25 protein-coding genes are annotated in these 25,593 nt (G+C 71.0%); 18 read left to right on the top strand and 7 right to left on the bottom strand.

All coding sequences use genetic code 11. The features are described from left to right. Positions 1–61 precede the first annotated feature (61 nt). Together rarD and BM288_RS03205 are read left to right on the top strand one after the other, a co-directional pair. The gene (gene rarD, locus BM288_RS03210) at positions 62–973 is read left to right on the top strand and encodes an EamA family transporter RarD (protein ID WP_092915760.1); all 912 of its coding nucleotides are present in this window, start codon (positions 62–64) and stop codon (positions 971–973) included. A gap of 162 nt (positions 974–1,135) precedes the next feature. Further along, complete coding sequence (locus BM288_RS03205) at positions 1,136–2,407, top strand: ABC transporter substrate-binding protein (RefSeq protein WP_092915758.1); 1,272 nt, start codon at positions 1,136–1,138, stop codon at positions 2,405–2,407. 275 nt (positions 2,408–2,682) lie between these two features. Here BM288_RS03205 and BM288_RS03200 read toward each other — a convergent pair whose 3' ends face one another. Genes BM288_RS03200 through BM288_RS03185 form a run of 4 tightly spaced genes read right to left on the bottom strand, consistent with a single transcriptional unit; the run spans position 2,683 to position 6,856 of the window. Then, positions 2,683–3,477, bottom strand: coding sequence for an ABC transporter ATP-binding protein (locus BM288_RS03200; RefSeq protein WP_092915756.1), 795 nt, complete (start codon positions 3,475–3,477; stop codon positions 2,683–2,685). Continuing rightward, a complete protein-coding gene (locus BM288_RS03195) occupies positions 3,474–4,469 on the bottom strand; it encodes an ABC transporter ATP-binding protein (RefSeq protein ID WP_092915754.1) in 996 nt (331 codons plus the stop codon). The genes BM288_RS03200 and BM288_RS03195 overlap by 4 nt, the downstream gene beginning before the upstream one ends. Continuing rightward, complete coding sequence (locus BM288_RS03190; protein WP_092915752.1) at positions 4,462–5,478, bottom strand: branched-chain amino acid ABC transporter permease; 1,017 nt, start codon at positions 5,476–5,478, stop codon at positions 4,462–4,464. Before BM288_RS03190 ends, BM288_RS03195 begins: the two co-directional genes overlap by 8 nt. Before the next feature lies 1 nt (position 5,479). Then, the gene (locus BM288_RS03185; protein ID WP_092915750.1) at positions 5,480–6,856 is read right to left on the bottom strand and encodes a branched-chain amino acid ABC transporter permease; all 1,377 of its coding nucleotides are present in this window, start codon (positions 6,854–6,856) and stop codon (positions 5,480–5,482) included. Positions 6,857–7,098: 242 nt separating this feature from the next. Here BM288_RS03185 and guaB point away from each other — a divergent pair, with 242 nt between their 5' ends. Further along, a complete protein-coding gene (gene guaB / locus BM288_RS03180; protein WP_092915749.1) occupies positions 7,099–8,607 on the top strand; it encodes an IMP dehydrogenase in 1,509 nt (502 codons plus the stop codon). A 234-nt stretch (positions 8,608–8,841) separates the two neighbouring features. Here guaB and BM288_RS03175 read toward each other — a convergent pair whose 3' ends face one another. Next, positions 8,842–9,741, bottom strand: coding sequence for a hypothetical protein (locus BM288_RS03175; RefSeq protein WP_092915747.1), 900 nt, complete (start codon positions 9,739–9,741; stop codon positions 8,842–8,844). Between the two features lie 288 nt (positions 9,742–10,029). Here BM288_RS03175 and BM288_RS03170 point away from each other — a divergent pair, with 288 nt between their 5' ends. The 14 genes from BM288_RS03170 to BM288_RS03105 all read left to right on the top strand — a co-directional run bounded on the left by BM288_RS03170 (position 10,030) and on the right by BM288_RS03105 (position 23,098). Continuing rightward, positions 10,030–10,968 carry a DUF4097 family beta strand repeat-containing protein gene (locus BM288_RS03170; protein ID WP_092915745.1) on the top strand — a complete coding sequence of 313 codons (939 nt, stop codon included), beginning with the start codon at positions 10,030–10,032 and terminating at the stop codon, positions 10,966–10,968. Next, complete coding sequence (locus BM288_RS14725; protein WP_177220229.1) at positions 10,965–11,759, top strand: PadR family transcriptional regulator; 795 nt, start codon at positions 10,965–10,967, stop codon at positions 11,757–11,759. Before BM288_RS03170 ends, BM288_RS14725 begins: the two co-directional genes overlap by 4 nt. A gap of 67 nt (positions 11,760–11,826) precedes the next feature. Then, positions 11,827–12,951 carry a GuaB3 family IMP dehydrogenase-related protein gene (locus BM288_RS03160; RefSeq protein WP_092915743.1) on the top strand — a complete coding sequence of 375 codons (1,125 nt, stop codon included), beginning with the start codon at positions 11,827–11,829 and terminating at the stop codon, positions 12,949–12,951. A gap of 38 nt (positions 12,952–12,989) precedes the next feature. After that, on the top strand, positions 12,990–14,774 hold the full coding sequence (locus BM288_RS03155; RefSeq protein WP_092915741.1) for a glycerol-3-phosphate dehydrogenase/oxidase: 1,785 nt from the start codon (positions 12,990–12,992) through the stop codon (positions 14,772–14,774). A 24-nt stretch (positions 14,775–14,798) separates the two neighbouring features. Continuing rightward, on the top strand, positions 14,799–15,641 hold the full coding sequence (locus tag BM288_RS03150) for an SURF1 family cytochrome oxidase biogenesis protein (RefSeq protein ID WP_092915739.1): 843 nt from the start codon (positions 14,799–14,801) through the stop codon (positions 15,639–15,641). Between the two features lie 54 nt (positions 15,642–15,695). Beyond that, positions 15,696–16,232: a DUF3817 domain-containing protein gene (locus BM288_RS03145; RefSeq protein WP_318255303.1), complete on the top strand. Its 537-nt coding sequence runs from the start codon at positions 15,696–15,698 to the stop codon at positions 16,230–16,232. Continuing rightward, entirely contained in the window at positions 16,232–17,803 is a 1,572-nt protein-coding gene (gene guaA / locus BM288_RS03140) for a glutamine-hydrolyzing GMP synthase (RefSeq protein WP_092915737.1), read from the top strand. Before BM288_RS03145 ends, guaA begins: the two co-directional genes overlap by 1 nt. Positions 17,804–17,853: 50 nt before the next feature. Beyond that, the gene (locus BM288_RS03135) at positions 17,854–18,534 is read left to right on the top strand and encodes a hypothetical protein (RefSeq protein WP_092915735.1); all 681 of its coding nucleotides are present in this window, start codon (positions 17,854–17,856) and stop codon (positions 18,532–18,534) included. Between the two features lie 93 nt (positions 18,535–18,627). Continuing rightward, positions 18,628–19,074 carry a YciI family protein gene (locus BM288_RS03130; RefSeq protein WP_092915733.1) on the top strand — a complete coding sequence of 149 codons (447 nt, stop codon included), beginning with the start codon at positions 18,628–18,630 and terminating at the stop codon, positions 19,072–19,074. Between the two features lie 25 nt (positions 19,075–19,099). Continuing rightward, the gene (locus tag BM288_RS03125; protein ID WP_092915731.1) at positions 19,100–19,462 is read left to right on the top strand and encodes a YciI family protein; all 363 of its coding nucleotides are present in this window, start codon (positions 19,100–19,102) and stop codon (positions 19,460–19,462) included. Further along, the gene (locus BM288_RS03120; RefSeq protein ID WP_318255302.1) at positions 19,459–20,757 is read left to right on the top strand and encodes an RNA polymerase sigma factor; all 1,299 of its coding nucleotides are present in this window, start codon (positions 19,459–19,461) and stop codon (positions 20,755–20,757) included. The genes BM288_RS03125 and BM288_RS03120 overlap by 4 nt, the downstream gene beginning before the upstream one ends. 46 nt (positions 20,758–20,803) lie before the next feature. Next, positions 20,804–22,090 carry an aminotransferase class V-fold PLP-dependent enzyme gene (locus BM288_RS03115; protein WP_318255301.1) on the top strand — a complete coding sequence of 429 codons (1,287 nt, stop codon included), beginning with the start codon at positions 20,804–20,806 and terminating at the stop codon, positions 22,088–22,090. Then, a complete protein-coding gene (gene sufU / locus BM288_RS03110) occupies positions 22,090–22,545 on the top strand; it encodes a Fe-S cluster assembly sulfur transfer protein SufU (protein ID WP_092915727.1) in 456 nt (151 codons plus the stop codon). The genes BM288_RS03115 and sufU overlap by 1 nt, the downstream gene beginning before the upstream one ends. 91 nt (positions 22,546–22,636) lie before the next feature. Then, complete coding sequence (locus BM288_RS03105; RefSeq protein ID WP_092915725.1) at positions 22,637–23,098, top strand: DUF4395 domain-containing protein; 462 nt, start codon at positions 22,637–22,639, stop codon at positions 23,096–23,098. Between the two features lie 58 nt (positions 23,099–23,156). Here the strand turns inward: BM288_RS03105 and BM288_RS03100 are convergent, their stop codons facing one another. Continuing rightward, entirely contained in the window at positions 23,157–23,939 is a 783-nt protein-coding gene (locus BM288_RS03100; RefSeq protein ID WP_092915723.1) for an acetoin reductase, read from the bottom strand. A 120-nt stretch (positions 23,940–24,059) separates the two neighbouring features. Here BM288_RS03100 and BM288_RS03095 point away from each other — a divergent pair, with 120 nt between their 5' ends. After that, positions 24,060–25,049 carry a bile acid:sodium symporter family protein gene (locus BM288_RS03095; protein ID WP_092915721.1) on the top strand — a complete coding sequence of 330 codons (990 nt, stop codon included), beginning with the start codon at positions 24,060–24,062 and terminating at the stop codon, positions 25,047–25,049. Between the two features lie 83 nt (positions 25,050–25,132). Here the strand turns inward: BM288_RS03095 and BM288_RS03090 are convergent, their stop codons facing one another. Next, a complete protein-coding gene (locus BM288_RS03090; RefSeq protein WP_092915719.1) occupies positions 25,133–25,522 on the bottom strand; it encodes an iron chaperone in 390 nt (129 codons plus the stop codon). Positions 25,523–25,593 lie beyond the last annotated feature (71 nt).

Raw genomic sequence — 25,593 nt, 5'->3', positions numbered from 1 at the left:
AGCACTGACATCTCGGCGGCGCCCCCTCGGGGGCGCCGCCTTCAGTCTTCCCGGAGGGACGATGGGCGAGCACGCCAAGGCAGGCCTCGGATACGCGCTGTTCGCGTACCTGTTCTGGGGCTTCCTGCCCGCCTATCTGCAGCTCACCCGCGGCATCGACGGCTTCGAGCTCATCGGCTGGCGAGTCATCTCCTCGGTCGTGGTGGCCTTCGCGCTCGTCGCCGCGACGCGTGGCTGGCCGCGCATGCGCACGGTGCTGCGCAGCCGCCGCGACACCTGGACGCTCGTGATCGCCGGCCACGCGGTGCTCATCAACTGGACGGCGTTCGTCGTCGGCGTGCTCAGCGACAAAGTGCTCGAGACCAGCCTCGGCTACTTCCTCAACCCGCTCGTGAGCGTCGTGTTCGCCGTCATCTTCCTCGGCGAGCGGCTGCGGCCCCTGCAGTGGGTGGCGGTGGGCCTTGGCGCGGTCGGCGTGGGCGTGATGATCGTCGGCTACGGCCAGGTGCCGTGGATCGGGCTGCTGGTGGCGTTCTCGTTCGGCACCTACGGCCTGATCAAGAAGCGCGTCAGCGGGTCGGTGGATGCGCTGTCGGGATTCACGATCGAGACCACAGCCGCGCTGCCGGCGTCGATGGTCATGCTCGGCGTGGCCTTCGCCGTCAACGGCGTGACCGTGGGTGCCAACGGCGCGACCGGGATCCTGGGCGCCGCGGGCTTCGGCATCGTCACCGCCATCCCGCTGCTCGCATTCGCGGCCGCGACCCGACGCATCCCGCTCACCTGGGTCGCCTTCGTGCAGTACCTGACGCCGATCATGACCTTCCTGTTCGGCGCGTTCATCATGCTCGAGCCGATGCCGCTCGAGCGCTGGATCGGGTTCATCCTCGTCTGGGCGTCGCTGGTGCTCTTCACCGCCGACATCGCCCGGCACCGCTTCCGCAGGCCCCGGCCGATCCCGCCGGCCGCGTAAGCGGGGCTGGCCTCAGGTCTCGCCCAGGATCAGCCCAATAGGGCTCGCGTGCGCCAAGACCGTTACCAGGACGTAACGCAGAACGCCGGAAATCGGCCCGTTCCTCGCCTACTGTTGCAACAACGCCCGCGTCAGCGAGCTACTCAGCAACCGAGGAGAACAATGCAGTCCTTCCTTCGCACCAAGGGGCACAGCCCCCGCCGGTACGCCGCGCTCGGCGCAGCGACCGCGGGCGTGCTGCTGCTCGCCGCCTGTGCAGGCGGCGGCACCCCCGCACCGTCCGGCTCCAACGGCCCCGACGAGGGCGCGTCCGACGACACGCTCTACGTGGGCACCGTGCTGCCGCAGACCGGCAACCTCGCCTTTCTCGGCCCGCCCGAGTTCGCGGCCGTCGATCTCGCAGCGCAGGAGCTCGAGGCAGCCGACTACCCGTACACGATCGAGGTCGACCACCAGGACTCCGGTGACACGCAGACCGACATCGCCACGCAGTCGGTCGGCACGCTGGTCTCCGCCGGCGCAGACGTCATCATCGGCGCCGCATCGTCGGGTGTCTCGTTCACCTTCATCGACCAGGTGATCGACGCGGGCGTCGTGCAGATCTCGCCCGCGAACACCTCGCCCGACTTCACCGACTACGAGGACGACGGCTACTACTGGCGCACGGCTCCCTCTGACGTGCTGCAGGGCCGCGTGCTCGGCAACCTGATGGTCGCCAACGGCGCCGCCTCGGTGGGCTTCATCACGATCAACGACCCGTACGGCACCGGTCTGCAGGAGAACGCCACTGCGGCGATCGAGGCAGCCGGCGGCACGGTCACGCACAGCGAGCTGTACAACCCGGGTGACACGAACCTCGCCACCCAGGTCGCAGCGGTGATGGCCGACAGCCCCGACGCGATCGGCATCCTCGCCTTCGCCGAGACGGCGCAGATCGTGCCCGAGCTCGTCACGCAGGGCTTCGACCCGGCCGGCATGTACTTCGTCGACGGCAACCTGTCGAACTCGTACAACTTCCCCGAGGGCACCCTTGACGGCGCGATGGGCACCCTGCCCGGCAACCCGGCCGACGAGACCTTCCGCGAGCGCCTGCTCGAGGTCGACCCCGAGCTGGAGGACTACTCGTACGCGCCTGAGTCGTATGACGCAGTCGTGCTCGCGGCGCTCGCCGCGGTGCAGGGCGGCAGCCCCGACTCCGACACCATCCGCGACAACATGCAGTCGGTCTCCGAGGGCGGCACGAAGTGCACGGCCGTCGCTGACTGCCTGCAGCTGCTCGCCGACGGCGAGGACATCGACTACGACGGTGTCTCCGGCCCGATCACCTTCTCCGATCAGGGTGACCCCACTGAGGCGTACATCGGCATCTACCAGTACGGTGCCGACAACCAGTACACCTTCGTCCGCACGGAGTTCGGCTCGCTCAACGAGTGATCTGACCCAGCACGCGAGAGGGCCCTGCTCCGGCAGGGCCCTCTTCGCTGTCTGCACGCGGGATGAGCCGAGCAGTTCATGGAGCATCCCGCAGTCCGGAACGCTCCGCAGCGGCCGCTGGAGCGACAGATGCGGCCGAGCGCGCACCATGCAGGCAACACCGCCACAACGCCACCAAGGCCGCACGGGCACTCGTGCACCCTCCCCAGCCAGCCCGCACGCAGCAGCGCCCCGCTCGCGGTGAGCGGGGCGCTGCTGCGATCAGGCGGTGCGGCTTACTCGGCCTTGGGCTCGACGGTCGCGTTCGAGGCCGTCTTCGCCTTCTCCTCGACGTCGGTCGCGAGTGTGCCGAGGTAGAGCTGGATCACCTTGGGGTCGTTCAGCATCTCGCGGCCGGTGCCCGTGTAGGCATCCTTGCCGTGATCGAGCACGTACGCGCGGTGCGAGATCTGCAGGCAGCGTCGGGCGTTCTGCTCCACCATCACGATGGTCACGCCGTGGCTGTTGATCTCGGCGACGCGCAGGAACGTCTCGTCCTGGCGCACCGGGCTGAGCCCGGCACTGGGCTCGTCGAGCAGCAGCACCGAGGGGTCCATCATGAGCGCGCGGCCCATGGCGACCATCTGCCGCTCGCCGCCGGAGAGGCTGCCGGCGCGCTGCTTGCGGCGCGAGACGAGTTCCGGGAAGAGCGCTCCGACGAACTCGAAGCGCTCCTTGAACATCTTCGGCTGCTGGAAAAGGCCCATCTCGAGGTTCTCCTCGATCGTGAGCGAGGGGAACACGTTGTTGTTCTGCGGCACCATGCCGACGCCCTTGCCGACCAGCTTGTCGGCTTTGAGCCCCGAAATGTCCTCCCCGTGCAGCAGGATCTCGCCGCCGCGCACGTTGACCTGCCCGAAGACGGCCTTGAGCAGCGTCGACTTGCCGGCGCCGTTCGGGCCGATGATGCCGATCAGGTCGCCCTGGTTGGCGACGATCGAGCAGCCGTTGAGGATGTTGACGCCGGGCAGGTAGCCGGCGACGAGCTCCTTGGTCTCGAGCACCGGGGTGCTCGTGGCGCTGTCGGTCATCGCTTGCCCTCCTCATCGTGGGCGTCTGCGCCCGGGTCAGCCGGCGCATCCGTAGTCGTCTGCTGACGGGCGGATGCGTCGACGTCGACGGGCACCTCGTCCCCGGCGTCCTCGTGGATCTGGGCGACCTGCTGGTTGGTCAGCGTGCCCAGGTCGGTGTCGTGGTGCGCGCCCAGGTAGGCGTCGACGACGGCCTGGTTCTGCATGATGGTCTCGGGCGGGCCCTCCGCGACGATCCGGCCCTCGGCCATCACGATCACCCAGTCGGAGATGTGACGCACCATGTGCATGTCGTGCTCGACGAAGAGCACGGTCATGCCGTCGTCCTTCAGGCCCTTGACGTGGTCGAGCAGCGACTGGGTCAGAGCGGGGTTGACACCGGCCATCGGCTCGTCGAGCATCACCAGCGTCGGCTCGCTCATGAGCGCGCGCGCCATCTCGAGCAGCTTGCGCTGGCCGCCGGAGAGCGAGGCGGCGTAGTCCTCGCGCTTGGCGTCGAGCTTGAAGCGCGCCAGCAGGCTGTCCGCCCGCTCGATGTTGGCCTCCTCCTGCGCCTTCCACAGCGGCCGCACGAGCGCGGCGAAGATGCCCTCCCCGCGCTGGTCGCGGGCGCCCAGCAGCATGTTCTGCAGCACCGTGAGGCGGCCGAGCGACTTCGTCAGCTGGAAGGTGCGCACCATGCCGCGGCGCGCCACCTTGTGGCTGGGCACGTGCGCGAGCGACTGGCCCTCGAACGACCAGGCGCCCTTGTTGGGGCGGTCGAAACCGGTGAGCAGGTTGAAGAAGGTGGTCTTGCCCGCGCCGTTCGGCCCGATCAGCGCCGTGATGGCTCCGCGCGGGATCTCGGCGTGCTCGACGTCGACGGCCGTGAGGCCGCCGAACTGCCGCACGACGCCGTCGGCGATGACGATCGGGTCGACCTTCTTGCAGCCGGGGCCGACCTCGCCGTCGACGAGCGGGTGCGTCGTCGGGGGAGTGGTGGTCTCAGACATGGAACGACAGCTCCTTCTTGTTGCCCAGGATGCCTTGCGGTCTGAATACGACGATCGCTATCAGCGCGAGGCCGACGAGCACGAAGCGCAGCTGGCCGGCCTGGGTGCCGGTCATGTCGCCGAAGGCGCCGATCGACTGCAGCCCGCTGAGCAGACCGCCGGTGAACGACAGCAGCACCCAGAACAGGATCGAGCCGAGCAGCGGGCCGATCACGGTGGCCGCACCGCCGAGCAGCAGGGCCGTCCAGATGTAGAAGGTCATGGCGGTGGCGAAGTTGTCGGGCTGCACCGCTCGGGGCAGCACGAACATGATGCCCGCGAGCCCGCCGATGACACCGCCGAGGATGAGGGCCTGCATCTTGTAGCCGTAGACGTTCTTGCCCAGCGACCGCACCGCATCCTCGTCCTCGCGGATGCCCTTGATGACGCGGCCCCACGGGCTGCGCATGAGCAGCCAGACGAGGATGAGCGCCACGATCACGAGGCCCCAGGCGAGGATGCGCACCCAGGTGTCGTAGGCGGTGGCGGTCCACGGGCCGAAGCCGTAGGTGCTGCCGGTGAGCGGGTTCAGCGCGTCGATGTCGCCCTTGTAGTCCTGCCCGCGAAGCCCCTGCGAGCCGCCGGTGACCGTGGAGTACTCGGAGGTGCGCATCGTGAAGCGGACGATCTCGGCCGCGGCGATCGTCACGATCGCCAGGTAGTCGCCGCGCAGCCGCAGCGTGGGGATGCCGAGCAGCAGGCCGAACGCCACCGCCGCGAGGATCGCGACGAAGACGGCGGCCAGGAACGACAGCCACACCGGCCAGCCGAGGCTTGCGGTGGGGTCGACCTGCATCGTGAAGATGGCGAAGGCGTAGGCGCCCACGGCCATGAACGCAGCCTGACCGAAGTTGAGCAGGCCCGCATAGCCGAAGTGCACGTTGAGGCCGATCGTGGCGAGGGCGAAGGCCGCCGTGGTGGGGGAGAGGATCTCGCCCGCGGCGTTGCTGAGAATCGCGAGGAAGTCCATGTCAACCAACCCTTTCCCTGCGACCGAGGATGCCCTGCGGTCGGAACAGCAGCACCAGGATCAGCACCAGCAGCGCCACCGCGTAGCGGAGGTCGGCGGCGATCCACAGCGTCGAGAGCTCGGTCACGAGCCCGACCACCACGGCGCCGACGAGGGCGCCGAACGCGCTGCCGAGGCCGCCGAGTGTGACGCCGGCGAACAGCAGCAGCAGCACGGTGAACCCGACGTCCCACTTGATGTTCGCGCCGATGAAGTACGTGTAGAGGATGCCGGAGCCGCCGGTGAGCAGGGCGCCGAGCACCCAGACGATGCGGATCACCCGGTCGACGTCGATGCCAGAGGCCGAGGCCAGCGAGGCGTTGTCGCTCACCGCGCGCGTGGCCTTGCCGAGCCGCGTGCGGGTGAGGAAGAGGCCGACGGCGACGAGCACCACGATCGCGATGACCATGCTGACGACGTCGCCCGTGCGCATCACGATCGGACCGACGTTCAGGATGTCGCCGCGCGGGACCGACAGGCCGAGGATGCCGCCGCCGATGAGGAACTGGAAGAAGTAGCGCAGCGCGATCGAGAGGCCGATCGTCACGATCAGCACCTGGACCAGGCCGACACCGCGCTTGCGCAGCGGCTTGAAGATCGCCCAGTCGTGCATATAGCCGAGTGCAGCCGACGCCACCAGGGTGATGATCACCGCGATCCAGACCGGCCAGTTGACCAGCGTCGTGGTGGCGTAGAAGACGATGCCGCCGAAGGTCAGCAGCTCGCCGTGCGCGAAGTTGCTGACGCCGGTGGTGCCGTAGATCAGCGTGATGCCGATGGCGCCCAGTGCCATGAGCAGGCCGAAGCCGAGACCCGAGACGGCGCGAGCCAGCACGGTCGACCAGAAGCTGTTGTCGGTGGTGCCGGTCGCGGCAGAGCCGCCGCCCGGATCGGCCGCGTCGCCGCCCGTGCCGCCGGTGTCGCCCGTGCCGGTGTCGCCGCCGGTGCCGGTGTTGCCGGTGTCGCCGGTGTCGCCGCCGGTGCTGCCGCCGCCGCCTGAGGCGGCGAAGGGGAAGAGGACGCCGATCTGCGAGGTGCTGGCCGTGGTGAACTCACGGCTCTCGAACTCCGGGCCGCGCAGCGTGACGCCGTCAGGCAGCGTCGCGGTGTCGATGGAGACCGTGTAGGTGCCGGGATCGGCCACGCCGACCGACCAGGCGCCGCTCGCGTCGGTCGCGACGGTCTCTTCGACGCCGTTGCCGGTGACCGTGATCTCGACGCCTTCGAGCGGGGTCTGCCCGTCGCGGATGATGCCCTGGAACGTGAACTGGTCGGTCGATTCGGTGGCCGGGAGCTCAGCAGCGGCGACAGCTGTCGCACCGCCTGTCGCCAAGGCCATGCCGGCGAGGGCGACGGCGATCGTTCGCCACAGCCCTCTCCGTCGAGGTCTGCTGGACGTCTTCACATGTCCTCCATGTCGTGGGGCAGCGCTGCCCGGGGAATGCCGCGTGCATCTTGCCCGTTACATCGGTGGTGACACAGTAGCGGCCACGCGAGCCGCTCCGCGTCCATTTGAGCGACACCTGAGGCGAGATTGCCTGCATGCGGCGGGACCGTTACCGAATAGATACGATGGAAGCGATGGAAATGCGCAACCCCTTCGGCCCGATCGGCCTGACCTACGACGACGTCATGCTGCTTCCGGGCCGCACGGATGTGATCCCCTCCGAGGCCGACACGGGCACCCGTCTGTCGCGCCGCATCCGCATTTCCATGCCGCTCATCTCGAGCGCGATGGACACCGTGACCGAGGACCGCATGGCGATCGCCATGGCTCGCCAGGGCGGCATCGGCATCGTGCACCGCAACCTCTCGATCGCCGACCAGGCCGCGATCGTCGATCGGGTGAAGCGCTCGGAGTCGGGCATGATCACCGACCCGCTCACCACCACTGCCGACGCGACGATCGAAGAGGTCGACCGCATCTGCGGCGAGTTCAAGGTCTCCGGGCTGCCGGTCGTCGACGCCGAGGGCATCCTCGTCGGCATCATCTCCAACCGCGACATGCGCTTCGTGGCGCGCGACGAGTTCGCGACGACGCTCGTGCGCGACGTCATGACGCCGGCGCCCCTGCAGACCGCGAAGGTCGGGATCTCCCGCGAGGAGGCGTTCGACTTCTTCGCCCGCACGAAGCTCGAGAAGCTGCCGCTCGTCGACGACGACGGCCGCCTGCACGGCCTGATCACCGTCAAGGACTTCGACAAGGTCGAGCAGTACCCGAACGCGACCAAGGATCCGCACGGCCGGCTGCGCGTCGGCGCCGCCATCGGCTTCTTCGGCGACGCCTTCGAGCGGGCCGTCGCGCTCGCGGCGGAGGGCGTCGACGTGATCGTGGTCGACACCGCCAACGGGGAGAGCCAGGGCGTGCTCGACATGGTCGCGAAGCTCAAGGGTGACTCGCGCTTCGACGAGATCGACATCATCGGCGGCAACGTCGCCACCTACGAGGGCGCCGCGGCGCTCATCGAGGCGGGCGTCGACGCCGTCAAGGTCGGCGTCGGCCCGGGCTCCATCTGCACCACCCGCGTCGTCTCCGGCGTCGGGGTGCCGCAGGTCTCGGCCATCTACGACGCCGCGCGCGCCGCGCACGACGCCGGCACCGACATCCCGGTGATCGCCGACGGCGGTCTGCAGTACTCCGGCGACATCGCGAAGGCGCTCGTCGCCGGCGCCTCGTCGGTCATGCTCGGCTCGCTGCTGGCCGGCACGAGCGAGAGCCCGGGCGAGCTGGTGCTCGTGAACGGCAAGCAGTACAAGGCCTACCGCGGTATGGGCTCGCTCGGCGCGATGCAGACGCGCGGGAAGAAGACCTCGTACTCGCGCGACCGCTACTTCCAGGCCGACGTGCCCAGCGACGAGCAGCTCATCGCCGAGGGCATCGAGGGCCAGGTGCCCTACCGCGGCCACCTCGGCACCGTCGCCTACCAGCTGGTCGGCGGCCTGCGGCAGTCGATGTTCTACACCGGCGCGCGCACGATCGCCGAGCTGCAGCAGAAGGGCCGCTTCGTGCAGATCACCGCTGCCGGCCTCAAGGAGTCGCACCCGCACGACATCCAGATGGTGGTCGAGGCACCCAACTACCGTCGCTAGCCCGTACCGTCAGAGGCCGGACGTGCTCGCGCGCGTCTGGCTTCTGCTCTCCCGGCCGCGCCGGCGCTCGGCGGGACCTGCCGTGAGCCCATCGCACACTCCGAGCGGTGGAAGTGCCCGCCGAGCGGTGGAGGTGCCTGCGAGGAGTGGCCTCGCGGAGCCCCCCCCGTCGCGGGCAGGTCCACCGCTCACCGGGTTCGCGTCCCACGAGGACCGCGCCGCTCCGCGCCGGGGCTACCAGCCAGGCAGGAGCGCACCCCGCACGGGCACGCGCGCGCCAGCGAGCATCCGCATCAGCCGCTCGGGGTGCTGCACGGAGTCCCACATCCAGTGGAGCGTGTCGATGTGCTCGCGCAGCGCATCCTCGCGCTGCTTCTCGCGGATCACCGCATCGACGGGCTGCACCCCGTTGGCCGCGGCGAGCACGCCGTACTTGACGGCGCCGTCGAACTCGCCGCCGAGCGGCCGCATCCCGGGCCGCTCCCAGAGGAAGTCGGGGAACCGCGGGCCGAGTCGCGTCATGACTCGAACCTGCAGCTGCGGGCTGGGTGCGCCCATGCGGTGGAAGGCGACCCGACTCCAAGATTCGCCCACGGACTCGGCGAGCGGGTCTGCGAACGCGACCACCCATGCCGCCCGCCGTTGCCCTCGCCGCCCCTGCCGCGCGAGGGCATCGGTGACCGCCTCGCGCCCGACGGCACCCGTTCGCAGCGCCCAGTCGAGGGCGCTCACCGCATCGACCTGGCGCCCGCGTCGCGCGATGTCTGCGAGCGCGTACGCGGGGGAGCAGTGGGCGATGCCGTCCGTCTCGACGACATCAGCGTCGTCGATCGCTGCATGCGAATGGCGGACGCCGTTCGCATACCCCGAGGTGGCGGTGCGCCCGATGGTGAACACGTCCTGCGGGATCCCGGCGGGGAGTCCAGCGAGGACGAGCGCGGACTCCCTCGCGAAGATCGCTCTCGGACGGGCGGCAGCGACGGCGCGCACGTCGAGCAGGTGCCGCTGGTGCTGCGGCAGGGCTTCGAGCGCCGCTCGGTCGACGTACCAGCCACGGCGGATGCGCGCGAAGGCGGGGTCGTGGAAGTGCCTGTGCTCAGCGTCGTCGTGAGCATCGAACAGGGGGAGCGTCATGCCGTGGAGGGTGCCCGAACGGGCCGGCGCGCGCTCGAGCGAGGAGCACTCCTGTGGATGGAGCGCATCCGGGTAACCGGCGGGAGGGGCCGCCTTCGACCGGTGGAGCTGCCCGCCAGCGGTGCAGCCGCGAGGGGCCCGCTCGCGGGCAGCTCCACCGCTCGAGCCGCGAGTTGCGCGGAGAAAGGGGTTGCGCTCGCGGAAGACGCGATATAGCGTGACTTGCCAAGAACGCGATATATCGCGAGTGGCGGCCAGCGGGGCCAGCGCGCAGGGCAGGAGAGCACGATGAACGAGCAGTGGGGCGGCGAGGCCGAGGGCTCGCAGTGGAGCGGCGGGGCCGACGGCTTCGGCGCGCAGGGGAGCGGCGACACGAAGCCGCGCAGCGCCTCGGGCGCGACAGCGTCGGGCGCCGACACGATCACCGAGCGCTGGACGATCGGCGAGGGTCAGAGTCGGGTCATCGACATCGACGCGGTGACCGCGCTGCGCGTGGGCATCGTCGGCGGCAGCGTCGACATCGTCGGCCACGACGAGCCGACCGCGCGGGTCGAGGTGCACCGCGTCGAAGGCCGCGACCTCACGGTCACGCTCGAGCAGGGCCGCCTCTCGATCTCCCACCCAAAGATGAGCTGGGACGACGTGTGGCAGTCGGTGAAGGCCCTCGTCGGCGTGCGCGCCCGAGTGGAGCTGAGCATCGTCGTACCTCGGCACGTGGCGCTCTCGCTCGGCCAGGTCAACGCATCCGCACTGGTCACCGGGCTGCGCTCGCGCGCGAGCCTCAGCACCGTCTCGGGTGCGATGCAGGTCGAGTCGCACGAGGGCGACCTCGACCTGAACACCGTCTCCGGCGACATCGAGGTCTCGGGCGGCTCCGGCCGGCTCTCGGTGCACGGCGTCTCGGCCGACGTGACGGCGTCCGGCGCGCTCCAGGTCATCGGCGTCGACACCGTCAGCGGCGACGTCGTGCTCGACGTTCACGGCTCGCCCCGCGGCATCACCGCGAACTCGGTCTCGGGCGACGTGACGGCGCGGCTCGACGCCGGTCAGGGCATCGCCGCGACCACCCGCACGGTCTCGGGCCGCAGCTCGATCGCCGGCATCGCGCTGCCGAGGCGCGGTGGCCGCCAGGTGGTCGACGGCACGAACGCCTTCGATTTCAGCGCCAACACGGTCTCGGGCGACGTCACCGTGGTGCTGCGGGACGCGCCGAGGGGGGACGCATGACCCCCGTCTTCGGCCACGGCGCGCTGCGGCTCTACCTGCTGAGCCTGCTGGCCGAGGCGCCGCGCCACGGCTACGAGCTCATGCAGGCGCTCGAGCACCGCTTCGGCGGCACCTATTCGCCCAGCGCCGGCACCATCTACCCGCGGCTGGCGAAGCTCGAGGAGGAGGGGCTGGTCACCAAGACGGCTGACGGGCGCAGGACCACGTACGAGATCACCGACACCGGCCGCGCCGAGCTGCGCGGGCGCGAGGGGGAGCTGCACGCGCTCGAGGGCGAGATCACGGATTCGGTGCGGCGGATGGCCGCGGACGTGCGGGCGGGCGTGAAGTCGGCGATGGAGGCGCTGCGCGCCGACCTCGCCGTGGCCGAGCGCGACGCGCGCGCGAGCGCACGCGCCTCGGCGCCCGGCACGAGCACGCCCGGTGCGCCGAGCGCGCCGAGCGCGCCGCGATCGCCAGCCGCCGGCCGGGGCAGCACATCGGCACCGCCACGACCCGGCGCACCCGACTCGACCGACGAGGCCACGCAGGCGTGGCTCGACGCCGCCGCGCACGCGGACGACGTGTGGCCGCGGAGGTCGGAGGGGGCGACTGCCTCGCACACGAGCGCGAAGGCCGCGGCGCGGATGGCGGTTCACGACGTCGACCTGGCGCTGAGCGACTTCCGGCAGCAGGTGCGCGAGGCGGCCAGGCGGGAGCGCGGCGAGCACATGACGAGCGAGCGCGCGGCGGCCGTGCGGCGCGAGCTGGAGGCGGCGCTGCTGCGCATCAAGAGCGCGCTCGGCGGCTGAGGGCGCCGATCGCCCGGCGGCCGCGAACCTGGGCGGCCGCCCGGATCGGCGGCGATAGGCTGAAGGAGTGACGGAGATCGAGATCGGCCGCAGCAAGCGCGCTCGTACGGGCTACGGGTTCGACGACATCAGCATCGTGCCGTCGCGGCGCACGCGCGACAGCGATCTGGTCTCGCTGCAGTGGCAGATCGACGCGTTCAAGTTCGAGATCCCCGTGCTGGGCGCCCCGACCGACTCGGTGATGAGCCCCGCGACCGCGATCGCGCTCGGGCGTGCCGGCGGCCTCGGCGTGCTCAACCTCGAGGGCGTCTGGACGCGCTACGACGACCCCGAGCCGCTGCTGGCCGAGATTGCCGGCCTGCCCGCCGACCTCGCCACCAACCGCATGCGCGAGATCTACGCCGAGCCGATCAAGCCCGAGCTGATCCGCGATCGGCTGGCGCAGATCCGCGACGCGGGCGTGGTGGTCTCCGGCAGCCTCAGCCCGCAGGCCGTGCAGGAGCACTACGAGACGGTGCTCGCCGCCGGCGTCGACCTGATGGTCATCCGCGGCGCGACCGTCAGCGCCGAGCACGTCTCCGCAGAGGCCGGCACGCCCCTCAACCTCAAGCGGTTCATCTACGAGCTCGACGTGCCCGTGGTGGTCGGGGGCGTGGTCACCTACACGGCCGCCCTGCACCTGATGCGCACGGGCGCGGCCGGCGTGCTGGTCGGCTTCGGCGGGGGAGCGGCCTCGACGAGCGAGCGCGTGCTCGGCGTCGCGGCTCCCATGGCGACCGCGGTCAGCGATGTCGCCGCCGCGCGCCGCGACTACCTCGACGAGTCGGGCGGGCGCTACGTGCACGTCATCGCCGATGGCTCGCTCGGCACCTCCGGCCAGATCGTGAAGGCGCTCGCGTGCGGCGCCGACAGCGTGATGCTGGGCACCGCGCTGGCGCGGGCGACGGATGCGCCCGGTCGCGGCTGGCACTGGGGCCCGGAGGCGCACAACCAGAAGCTGCCGCGCGGCAACCGCGTGCAGGTCGACCAGATCGGCCAGCTCGACGTGGTGCTGAACGGTCCATCGCCCGTCGCCGACGGCACGGCGAACATCATGGGCGCTCTGCGCAAGGCCATGTCGACGACCGGCTACAAGGATCTCAAGGAGTTCCAGCGGATCGACGTGGTCGTCGAGGCGAACCCACCGCGCTAGAGAAGCCCCGATCGGGGCGACGTACCGAAGGAGGATCCATGGCTGAGACCACCAACAGCGTGAGTCGGTCGAGGAAGCTCGGCCCCGAGGAGCGAGCGGACGCGATCGCGTCGATGCGCGACCGCGAGGTCGACGTGCTCGTGATCGGCGGCGGCATCGTCGGCACCGGCGCGGCGCTCGACGCCGTCACCCGCGGCCTGCGGGTGGGGCTGATCGAGGCGCGCGACTTCGCCTCCGGCACCTCGAGCCGCTCGTCGAAGCTCATCCACGGCGGCATCCGCTACCTCGAGCAGATGAACTTCGAGCTCGTGCGCGAGGCGCTCGTCGAGCGCGGCCTGCTGCTGCAGCGGCTCGCCCCGCACCTGGTGAAGCCGGTGGAGTTCCTCTACCCGCTCGAGACGCCCGTGATCGAGCGCGCCTACATCGGCGCCGGCATGGCCATGTACGACGCGTTCAGCTACACGGGCTTCATGAAGCCCGGCGTGCCGCTGCACCGCCACCTGTCGAAGAAGCGGCTGCAGAAGGAGCTCCCCTCCCTCGACACCGACAAGGTCATCGGCGGCCTCTCCTACTACGACGCGCAGATGGACGACGCCCGCTACGTCGCCACCGTCGCCCGCACCGCCTCCTTCTACGGCGCTCACGTCGCCAGCCGCGTGCGGGCCGAGGGCTTCCTCAAGGTCGGCGAGCGGGTGGTGGGCGTGCAGGCGCACGACTACGAGACCGGCGAGCAGTTCGAGATCCGCGCGAAGCAGGTCGTCAACGCCACCGGCGTCTGGACGGGCGACACGCAGGCGATGGTCGGCGCTCGCGGCGAGATCAAGGTGCGCGCCTCGAAGGGCGTGCACCTGGTGGTGCCGCGCGACCGCTTCCACTCGACGATGGGCATGATCCTCCGCACCGAGAAGAGCGTGCTGTTCGTCATCCCGTGGGGCCGGCACTGGATCGTCGGCACCACCGACACCGACTGGCAGCTCGACAAGGCGCACCCGGCGGCGACCGCCGCCGACATCGACTACATCCTCGACAACGTCAACCGGGTGCTCGCGACGAAGCTCACGCGCGCCGACGTCGAAGGCGTCTACGCGGGCCTGCGCCCGCTGCTGGCGGCGGGCGACGGCTCGTCGACCGCGAGCCTCTCGCGCGAGCACCACGTCGGCCACACGGTGCCGGGCCTGGTGATCATCGCGGGCGGCAAGTTCACCACCTACCGCGTGATGGGCAAGGACGCGATCGACGAGGTCGCCACCTCGCTCGATGGCAAGGTGCCCGAGTCGTGCACGGCCGACATCCCGCTGCTGGGCGCGGAGGGCTACAAGGCGGCCTGGAACAAGCGCTCCAAGATCGCGCGCGCCTTCGGCCTCCACAAGCACCGCATCGAGCACCTGCTGAACCGCTACGGCACGCTCACCGACGAGCTGCTCGACATGATCCGCAAGGACGAGTCGCTCGCCGAACCGCTGCCGGGTGCCGACGACTACATCGGGGCAGAGGTGCGCTACGCCTGCACCCACGAGGGTGCGCTGCACCTCGACGACGTGCTGGCCCGCCGCACGCGCATCTCCATCGAGGCGTGGGACCGCGGCGTCGCCGCGGCTCCGATCGCCGCGAGGATCATGGCGGATGCGCTGGGCTGGGACGACGCGCGCGTCGAGCAGGAGGTCAACACGTACAACAAGCGGGTGGCCGCCGAGCTGCAGAGCCAGGAGCTGCCGGACGACGAGTCGGCCGACCGCGCGCGGCTGGAGGCCCCCGACATCGTGCCGCTGAGCGCGCTGCCGACGGCCGACACCGTGCGCACCCGGCCGGAGCCCGCCGCCTGATCCGCCGATAGGCTGGGGGTGCCCATGAGCACCCCTCGCCCCACCTTCAAGCAGGTCGCCAAGCGACCCCGGTGGATCGGCGTGCTCGCGCTCTGCATCCTGGTCGCCGGCGTGTTCGCGCTGCTCGGCCAGTGGCAGATCGAGCGCGCCGTCGAGCAGGGCCAGAGCGACGAGCGCGACACCGAGACGGCCGTGCCGCTCACGCAGGTCGCCGAGCCTGCCGCGACCCTCACCACCGAGGCGGGCGGCCGCACGGTCGGCTTCTCGGGCACCTGGGTGGCGGAGGACTTCGACACCCTCGTCGGCCGCAAGCAGGATGACCGCACCGGCGCATGGGTGATCGGCCGCATGCTGATCGAGCAGCCAGACGGGCAGCCGGCCTCGCTGCCGGTGGCGATGGCCTGGTTCGCGGACGCCGCCGCGGCCGAGGCCCGCGTCGCTGAGCTCACGGCTGCTGCCGGTGCGGCGGATGCCTCCGGTGAGCTGGTCGGGCGCCTGATGCCCACCGAGGCACCCACGCAGGGCGACATCCGCGAGGGCTCCAGCGAAGCCATGTCGGTCGCCGCGCTCATCAACCGGTGGAGCGACTACAACGGCCTGGTCTACCGGACGTACGCGATCCTCGACGAGCCGTCGGCAGCCGCATCCGGAGCCCTCACCGCGAGCGCGCAGCCGATCATCTCGATGCGGCCGGTGAGCGACACGCAGCTGAACTGGCTGAACGTGTTCTACGCGGTCGAGTGGGTCGCGTTCATGCTGTTCGCCTTCTACCTCTGGTATCGGCTCGTGAGGGATGCGCACGAGCGCGAGATCGAGGCGATCGAGGATGCCGAGGCCGCGGCTGCCGCCGCATCCGCCGGTCGCTGAGCCGCTCCGCCCGAAGCGCAGAGCGCGTCGAAGGGCGCCGATAGACTGGCACCCGTGCCCCGCCCTATCGAACAGCTGCCGCAGATCCGCACCGCCATCACCTTCTACCGCGTCATGTCGTGGGTGACGGGAACGTTCCTGCTGCTGCTGGTGGCCGAGATGGTGCTGAAGTACTCGCCCACGCACGTCGAGGTGTTCGCCTTCGGCGCCAGCGGGCCGCTCGCGCTCGAGGCCGTCGTGCCCGGCGCCGGCTGCCAGTGGTACTCGCTGTTCGTGCCCGGCGGCATGGGCTGCGAGATCGTCTCGCTCGGCGAGGGGGGCATCAACATCTCGCTGATGATCCTGATCGTGCACGGCTGGATCTACGTCGTCTACCTGCTCGCGTGCTTCCGCCTCTGGAGCCTGCTGCGCTGGCCCTTCCCGCGCCTGCTCGCCATGGCGGCCGGCGGCGTCGTGCCGCTGCTGTCGTTCTTCGTCGAGCACCGCATGCACCGCATCGCGCTGGCCGACCTCGCCCGTCTCGAGGTCGAGAAGGCCGGCCGCGACAGCGCATCCGTCTCCACCTCCGCCCCCACCCCGAAGGAAGCCTGATGTCCGACACCGCTCAGCGGCCCGTGCTCGTGGTCGACTTCGGCGCGCAGTACGCGCAGCTCATCGCGCGCCGCGTGCGCGAGGCCGACGTCTACAGCGAGATCGTGCCCTCCACCATCACGGCCGACGAGGTGCGCGCGAAGGACCCGGCGGCGATCGTGCTCTCCGGCGGCCCCTCGAGCGTCTACGCCGAGGGCGCGCCGCGGCTCGACGAGGGCATCCTCGAGCTCGGCGTCCCCACCTTCGGCATCTGCTACGGCTTCCAGGTGATGGCCGCGCAGCTCGGCGGCACCGTCGCCCACACCGGCCGGCGCGAGTACGGCTCGACGGCGATGACGGTGGATGCTGCGGGCGCGCTGCTCGACGGGCAGCCGGGTGCGCAGACGGTGTGGATGAGCCACGGCGACTCGGTCTCGCAGGCACCGGAGGGCTTCACGGTGCTTGCCACCACCGCCGATACTCCGGTCGCCGCCTTCGAGGACCGCGAGCGGCGCATGGCCGGCGTGCAGTGGCACCCGGAGGTCAAGCACTCCGAGCACGGCCAGCAGGTGCTCGAGTCGTTCCTGCACGACATCGCAGGGCTGCCGGGCGACTGGGATTCGGGCTCGATCATCGAGGAGCAGGTCGCGCGCATCCGCGAGCAGGTCGGCACCGACCGCGTCATCTGCGGGCTCTCGGGCGGCGTCGACTCGGCGGTCGCGGCGGCACTCGTGCACGAGGCGGTCGGCGACCAGCTCGTCTGCATCTTCGTCGACCACGGCCTGCTGCGGCAGGACGAGCGCGAGCAGGTCGAGCAGGACTACGTCGCCTCCACGGGCGTGCGGCTCGTGACCGTCGACGCGCGCGAGCGCTTCATGTCGGCGCTCGCCGGCGTCACCGATCCCGAGACCAAGCGCAAGATCATCGGCCGCGAGTTCATCCGCGCCTTCGAGCAGGCCGAGCGCGACCTCGCGCTCGAGGCGGCGGAGGAGGGCGAGCCGATCCGCTGGCTCGTGCAGGGCACCCTCTACCCCGACGTGGTCGAGTCGGGCGGCGGCTCCGGCACCGCCAACATCAAGAGCCACCACAACGTCGGGGGCCTGCCCGACGACCTGCAGTTCCAGCTCATCGAGCCGCTGCGGGCGCTGTTCAAGGACGAGGTGCGCGCCATCGGCCGCGAGCTCGGCCTGCCCGAGGCCATCGTCGGCCGCCAGCCCTTCCCCGGGCCTGGCCTGGGCATCCGCATCATCGGCGAGGTCACCGAGGAGCGGCTCGACATCCTGCGGCGAGCGGATGCGATCGCTCGCGCCGAGCTCACGGCCGCCGGCCTCGACGGCGAGATCTGGCAGTGCCCCGTGGTGCTGCTGGCCGACGTGCGCTCGGTGGGTGTGCAGGGCGACGGCCGCACCTACGGCCACCCGGTGGTGCTGCGCCCGGTCTCCTCCGAGGATGCGATGACCGCCGACTGGACGCGCGTGCCCTACGACGTGCTCGCCCGCATCTCCAACCGCATCACCAACGAGGTCGCCGAGATCAACCGGGTCGTGCTCGACGTCACGTCGAAGCCGCCGGGCACCATCGAGTGGGAGTGACCGGGCAGTAGAGCGCCGGTCGCCGCCGCCGGGTCGGGCATCATGGCTCCATGGCGGGGCAGATGGAGCGCGAGCGAGCGGCGCGCGCTGCGGCCCTGTGGACGCTGCTCATCGGGCTCATCGCAAGCGCACTCACCGGCCTCTCGGGCGCGAGCTGGCTGCAGGGCGCGCTGCGCTTCGGCTGCGCGCCGGCGGCCTCCGGCGGCGGCCGCGCGGTCTGGCGCTGCGACGACACCATGGCGCTGCTCGTGCCCGCCATCGCGACCACCGTTCTCGGCGTGATGGCGGCGGCCGCCATGCTGCTGATCGTGCGTGCGAGCTGGCAGGATCCGCGCGGGCACGCCGCGGCGCTCGCCACGGCAGGGATGCTCGCCGTGGTGCCCGCGATCGTGCTGAGCGCCGCCCTCCTGTGGGACGCATCCGCGTGGGATGCCGCCTTCGCCTCCATCGAGGCGAGCCGCACGGTGCTGTGGCGCGAGTACGCGCTCCCGGCGCTGCTGGCGCTCGCCGCCGCAGGCATCGTGGCTGCGGTCGGGCTGCGGATGCGCGCCCGTGGCCGCCCGGGCAGGCTCGGGGTCGTGCTGGTCGCCGCCGCGCTCGCGCTGCTGCTGCTCGCGGCGGCGCTGACGAGCCTCGGGACCCTCTCGACGGGGCTGATCGCGGCTGGCGTGATCGGGTCGGCCTGGTACCTCGCGGCGGCCACCCCGCAGGGGCCGCGGGAGATGCACTGAACAAGTCTCGCCGCGATGTCGATCGAGGGGATTCCCGATCGACGTCTTGAGTGAGAGGGTCGAGCAGCGACCCCGCACACTAGGAGTAGGACCATGCAGTACATGCTGATCATGCGCTCGGACGACGCAGCCGTCGAGGCGTTCAAGGAGATGCCCTTCGAGCAGGTCATCGAGGCGATGGGGAAGTACAACGAGTCGATGATCAACGCCGGGGTGCTCGTCGCCGGCGAAGGCCTCAGCGACGCGAGCGAAGGCTTCGTCGTCGACTTCACCGCCGATCCGCCGCTCGTCACCGACGGCCCCTACGGCGAGACGAAGGAGCTGTTCAACGGCTTCTGGATCCTCGAGGTCGCCTCGAAGGAGGAGGCCGCGGAATGGGCGAAGCGCTGCCCGCTCGGCCCCGGCGCCAAGCTCGAGGTGCGCCGCGTCCACGGCGCCGAGGACTTCCCGGCCGACAACGAGTGGATCCAGAAGGAAGAGGGCTGGCGCGCGGAGCAGACCGCGAAGCAGGCTGCGCAGGCGCCCGGCGGCTCGGACTGACGCGCGGACAGCGAAGGAGCAGACCATGCAGTACATGCTGATCATGCGCGACGAGGATGCCGCCGCCGTCGAGCGCCGCGACGCCCCCTTCGAGCCGATGCTCGAGGCGATGGGTCGCTACAACGACGCGCTCGCCGAGGCCGGCGTGTTTGTCACCGCACACGGGCTCGCGAAGCCGGGCGAGGGCGTCGTGGTCGACTTCACGGCCGACCCGCCGCTCATCACCGACGGACCCTACGGCGAGACGAAGGAGCTCTTCAACGGCTTCTGGATCATCGACACCGACTCGATCGGAGTCGCAGCCGAGTGGGCCGCGCGCGCACCGCTCGGACCGGGCACAAAGCTCGAGATCCGTCGCGTGCACACGGAGGCGGACCTGCACCGGTGACCGAAGCGAGCGACGAGACGGCGCGCCGAGCGGAGGAGTCCGCCCGGCGCGCCGTCGTCGCCGTCTGGCGCATCGAGTCGGCGCGCATCGTCGCCACCCTCACCCGGTACACCGGCGACTTCGCGCTCGCCGAAGACCTGGCGCAGGATGCGCTGACGGATGCGCTGGACCAGTGGCCGGCGCAGGGCGTGCCCCGCAACGGTGCGGCCTGGCTCACCTCGGTCGGCAAGCGCAAGGCGATTGACGCCTGGCGACGGCAGGAGCGCTTCGCCCAGCGGGTCGCGGCGATGGGGCTCGACCTCGAGCAGGAGCAGGACCGGGCGGCGGATGCGGTGCCCTGGGATCCGGACGAGATCGACGACGACGTGCTGCGGCTCGTGTTCACCGCCTGCCACCCGGTGCTCAGCCAGCAGGCTCGCGTCGCCCTCACCCTGCGCGTGGTCGCGGGCCTCGAGACCACCGAGATCGCCCGCGCGTTCCTCGTGCCGGTCGCGACGATCCAGCAGCGCATCGTGCGCGCCAAGCAGGCGCTCGCCGACGCGAACGTGCCCTTCGAGACGCCGCCGCGCGCCGAGCGGCAGCAGCGCCTTGGCGCGGTGCTGGGTGTCATCTACCTGATCTTCACCGAGGGACACGCGGCAACCGCGGGCGAGGACTGGTTGCGACCAGAGCTCAGCCGCGAGGCGATCCGGCTCGCTCGGCAGCTTGTAGCCCTGCAGCCCGAGGAGCCGGAGGTGCACGGGCTGCTGGCGCTCATGGAGCTCACCGCCGCGCGCTTCCCGGCGCGCGTGGACGCGCACGGCGAGCCGGTGCTGCTCGCCGACCAGGATCGTCGCCGCTGGGATCGCGGCGCGATCCGGCGCGGCAAGGCGGCGCTCGCCCGGGCCGAGAGCTTCGGCCGCGGCCTCGGCCCGTACGCGCTCCAGGCGACCATCGCGCAGGCGCACGCCGACGCATCCGATCTCGCATCCACCGACTGGGCGCGCATCGTCGCCGCCTACGAGGGGCTCGAGCGGGTCGCTCCCTCGCCGATCGTGACCCTCAACCGGGCGGTGGCGGTGTCGATGGCGCCCGAGCCAGAGGGTGGGCCGGCGGCGGCGCTCGCGATCGTCGACGGGCTGGCAGGGGAGAAGGCGCTCGCCATGGGTCACCTGTTGCCCTCGGTGCGCGGCGAGCTGCTCGCCAGGCTCGGCCGCGCCGACGAGGCGCGCGACGCGTTCGCGCTCGCCGCCGAGCGCACGCAGAATGTCCGCGAGCGCGCGGTGCTGCTCGCGAGGGCCGCCGCCGGCCGCTGACAATCGCGCATATGGCAGCGACAGGCGCGGCTACTACCCTTGATGCGTGACGACCGCGATCGAGACTGCCCTGACCGAGGAGCGCGTGCAGCAGCTGCGCGCCGATTTCCCGATCCTCGCCGAGCAGCCCGGCGGCGTGCCGCTCATCTACCTCGACTCGGGTGCCACGAGCCAGCAGCCGCGCCAGGCGCTCGAGGCCGAATGGGCCTTCCGCACGCAGCGAAACGCCGCCGTGCACCGCGGCGCCCACACGCTCGCGGCGCTCGCGACCGACGACTACGAGAGCGCCCGCGAGCGCATCGCCCGCTTCGTCGGCGCCCGCCCGACCGAGATCTCGTGGGCCATGAACGCCACCGACGCGCTCAACTCCGTCGCGCTCTCGCTCGGCGAGGCGAACCGGGCATCCGCTGTCGACCCGGCCTTGGCGCTCCGCGAGGGCGACGAGATCCTGGTCACCGAGGCCGAGCACCACGCCAACCTGCTGCCCTGGCAGCGCCTTGCCGACGAGACCGGCGCGACGCTGCGCTGGGTGGAGGTCGACGACGACGGAGTGTGGACGACGGATGCGCTGCTCGCGCTGATCACGGAGCGCACGCGCGTCGTCGCGATCGCCCACGTCTCGAACGTCACGGGGCAGATCGCCGAGGTCGAGCCGATCGTCGCCGCAGCCCACGCGGCGGGCGCGCTCGTGGTGCTCGACGCCTGCCAGTCGGTGCCGCACCGTCCGGTCGACTTCCGCGCCCTGGGCGTCGATGCGGCCGCCTTCTCGAGTCACAAGATGCTCGGCCCCGGCGGCATCGGCGTGCTCTACCTGGCCGAGGCGCTGGGAGCGGCGCTGCCGCCGGCGCGCGTCGGCGGCTCGATGATCACCACCGTCACGATGACCGAGCACGAGCTCCTCCCGGCGCCCCAGAAGTTCGAGGCCGGCACGCAGCCGGTCGCGTCCATCGTGGGCCTCGCCGCCGCCGTCGACTACCTGGAGGCCGTCGGCATGCCGGCGATCGAGGCCCACGAGGTGGCACTCGGCGAGCGGCTGGCGGCCGGCGCCGCGGCCATGGACCGCATCCGTCTCGTCGGCCCGCGCCCCGGCGCCGAGCGCGCCGGCCTCGCGAGCGTCATCGTCGACGGCGTCCACGCGCACGACGCCGGCCAGCTGCTGGATGCCCACGGCATCGCCGCGCGCGTCGGGCACCATTGCGCCCAGCCACTCCACCGACGGCTGGGCACCGCGGCGACGACCCGCGCATCCGCCTACCTGTACACGACCGAGGCGGAGGTCGACCGGTTCCTCGACGTGCTCTCGGGCGTGCGCGCCTACTTCGGGGCGGCGTGATGGCAGACCCGCTCGCCGGCCTCTACCAGGAGCTCATCCTCGAGCACGCGAAGCTGCGCTCGGGGGAGGGCGAGATCGACCCCTTCGACGCCGAGCGGCACCTGAAGAACCCCACGTGCGGCGATGAGGTGACGCTGCGGGTGCGCCTGAGCGAGACGCACGGAGAGGCACGAGTGGATGCGCTCGGCTGGATCGGGCAGGGCTGCTCGATCTCGCAGGCCTCGGCCTCGGTGCTCGCCGAGCAGGCGCCCGGGCTGGCCGTCGCCGCGGTGCGGGAGCGCATCGAGGCGATGCGCGAACTGCTGCGCTCACGAGGCGCCGTCGAGCCCGACGAGGCGCTGCTGGGCGACGCGGTCGCCTTCGCCGGTGTCGCGAAGTTCCCGATGCGCGTCAAGTGCGCGATGCTCGCCTGGGTGGCGCTCGAGGAGGCGCTCGACGAGCTCGACCGCCATTGAGCGGGCTGAACAGACCCCTCTGGCACTGGTCGTGCGGGCCGAGTACCCTCATGACGATCGGACTCGTTGGCAGTCCTCTGGGGAGAACCTCATGGCCAGCAGCATCGGCGCGTGCCCGTTGCGCGCGCGAGTCGACCCGCGCCTGATTCGATTCAGCGCCGGGGCCACGGCCATCGTGCTCGTGGTCGTGCTGCTCCTGGTCGAGATCGCTCGGCCGCTGGCGCTCTTCCTCCTCGCCACGCAGGTCGCGGTGTTCGGGTTCACCGCGTTCGTGAGCTTCCAGTGGTCGGTGTGGGCGCAGCTGTTCGCACGCGTCATCTGGCCGCGGTTGACGGCACCGGCCGAGCTGCGGGACGCCAAGCCGCCGCGCTTCGCGCAGCTCGTCGGCTTCGTGCTCACCGCGGTGGCACTGATCGCGTTCGCGGTCGGCCTGGACGTCGCCGGCTACGTCCTGACCGCGATCGCCGTGGGCGGCGCAGCCCTCAACGCGGGCACGGGACTGTGCGTGAGCTGCCGGCTCTACGTGCGGATGCGCCCCGGTCGACCTGCCTGAGCAGGCGCCCGAGGCGCTCGCCAGATGGAGGCCGACGACGCGAGCCTCCACGCGCGGATCAGCGGAAGACCATGCCGCCATCGATGAGCGGCGTCTGGCCGGTCATGTAGTCGGAGTCCGGGCCCGCGAGATACGACACGAAGTTCGCGACGTCCTCGGGGGTGGACGCGCGGCCCATGGTGATGCCCTCGACGTACTTCTTGTAGGTGGCGCCGATCTCGGCCCCGGTGAGCTCGGCGAAGCCGCGGTCGATCTCCTCCCACATGCCGGTGCCGACGATGCCGGGGGAGTAGCCATTCACGGTGATGCCGTGCGCGCCGAGCTCCTGCGCGGAGGCCTGGATGAGCGCCCGCACCGCGAACTTCGTCGACGAGTAGAGGCCCAGCATCGGGAACGAGTCGTGTGCGGCGATCGACGTCGCGGCGATGATCTTGCCGCCCTTGCCCAGCTCCTTGAACTTCGCAGCGGCCACCTGGATGCCGAACAGCACGCCCTTGACGTTGATGGCGTAGATCTTGTCGAAGTCGGCCTCAGTGATGCCCTCGACCGGTGTGATCGGCCCGGCGATGCCCGCGTTGTTGACGATGATGTCGAAGCCGCCGAGCTCGTCCGCGGTGCGGTTGACGGCCGACTCGAGGCTGGCCTTGTCGGAGACGTCGCCGGCGATCGTGATGGTGCGGCGGCCGAGCGCCTCGACCTTCGCCTTGGTCTCCTGCAGTGAGTCCTCCGTCAGATCGAGCAGCGCGAGGTCAGCGCCATCCTTCGCCAGGCGCTCGGCGATGCCCTGCCCGATGCCCTGCGCAGCACCCGTGATGAGTGCGATCTTCCCGTCGATTGCCATGATTCCTCCTTGTGAGTGGTCCCGAGCGTCAGGCTACGCGCGGGGTCTCGTGCGAGCCAGGATCCATCGGGGCATGAACATTGTGGTTTGGTATCAGATAACAACGAGAGAGGCCGTTCTATGCCCAAGTCCGCCCCCGTCGGCGAGCGCGTCGGTCGCATCGCCGGCACCTGGTTCCCCGTCGTCGTGCTCATCGCGGGCGCGATCGCGCTGTTCGCCCCGCAGCCGTTCCTGGCACTCGGCGCGTGGATCAACCCGCTGCTGGGCATCATCATGCTCGGCATGGGCCTGACGCTGCAGCCGGTCGACTTCAAGGTGATCGCCAAGAAGCCCAAGGCGTTCGTCATCGGTGTCGTCGCGCAGTACGTGATCATGCCGCTGGTGGCCATCGCCCTCGCCACGGTCTTCCAGCTGCCGCCCGCGCTGCTCGTCGGGGTCGTGCTGGTCGGCTCGGCGCCCGGCGGCACCTCGTCGAACGTGATGGTCTACCTGGCCAAGGGCGACACGGCCCTGTCGGTCGCGATGACCACCGCCTCGACGCTGCTCGCGCCGGTGCTGACGCCGCTGCTGGTGCTCTGGCTCGCCGGCTCCTACCTGCCGGTCGACGCGTGGGGCCTGTTCCAGTCCATCATCTTCATCGTGCTGCTGCCGGTCATCGCCGGCCTGGTGCTGCGCATGCTGCTGCCGAAGGTCGTGCAGGCGATCCTGCCCTGGCTGCCGCTCGTGTCGGTCACCGGCATCACGCTGGTCATCCTCGCGGTCGTCGCGGCATCGGCCGCCACGATCCTCTCCGTGGGCCTGCTGGTCGCGCTCGTCGTCATCCTGCACAATGGCTTCGGCTACGGCCTCGGCTTCCTGGCCGCCAAGTCGGTCGGCCTCGATTCGAGCGCGCAGCGCGCCGTGGCGATCGAGGTGGGCATGCAGAACTCCGGCCTCGCCGCGGGTCTGGCGAAGACGCACTTCACGCCCGAGGCGGCTCTGCCGGGCGCCATCTTCTCGGTCTGGCACAACGTCTCCGGTGCCCTGCTGGCCTCCTTCTGGTCGCGCCGCCCCACGAAGGACGCGCAGCCGCAGGTGACCGAGGCGACTGAGGACGCCCCCGTCAGCTGACCCGCCGCAGCCCGAACGACCCTCGCCTGCGCTGGGCGGGGGTCGTTCGCGTCGTGGTGCCGGGCAGCGTGTGCGTCGTGTTGTCAGGACGCGTGCGGCTGGCCTTCCTCGAGGCGCAGGGCGACGATCGCTGCGGTGACCCTGCCCACCAGCTCGATCGGCAGCGGCAGCGCATGCTTGAGGACCACCGTGTCCTTGGCTTGCCGCAGCGGCGCGACCTCGGTCTCCAGCGCCTCCGGCAGCGTCGGCACCGGATAGAGCCCGATGTGGTGCTTCCAGCCCGCGAAGTGCAGGGCGTAGCGGCCGCCCAGCATGACCGCTGCGATGCCGTAGCGCATCCGCTCCTCCGGCACCTGCCCCTCGGGTGTCGGCACCCCGGCCAGGATGGCCGCGCGCACCTGCAGCAGCCGCTCGGCGACGTCCGGCGGGAAGCCGGCGATGTAGTCGTCGACGGAGGCAGGCTGCTCGCTCATGCGCACAGTGTGCCGCATGGAGGAGGGACAGCAGAAGGGGCTCCGGCCGAAACCGGAGCCCCTCCTTCGTG

It is taken from the genome of Agrococcus baldri, from assembly GCA_900114805.1.
Lineage (GTDB): Bacteria > Actinomycetota > Actinomycetes > Actinomycetales > Microbacteriaceae > Agrococcus > Agrococcus baldri.
Note: the sequence above shows the minus strand (reverse complement) of the source record. Positions and strands in the feature narration are given on the sequence as shown.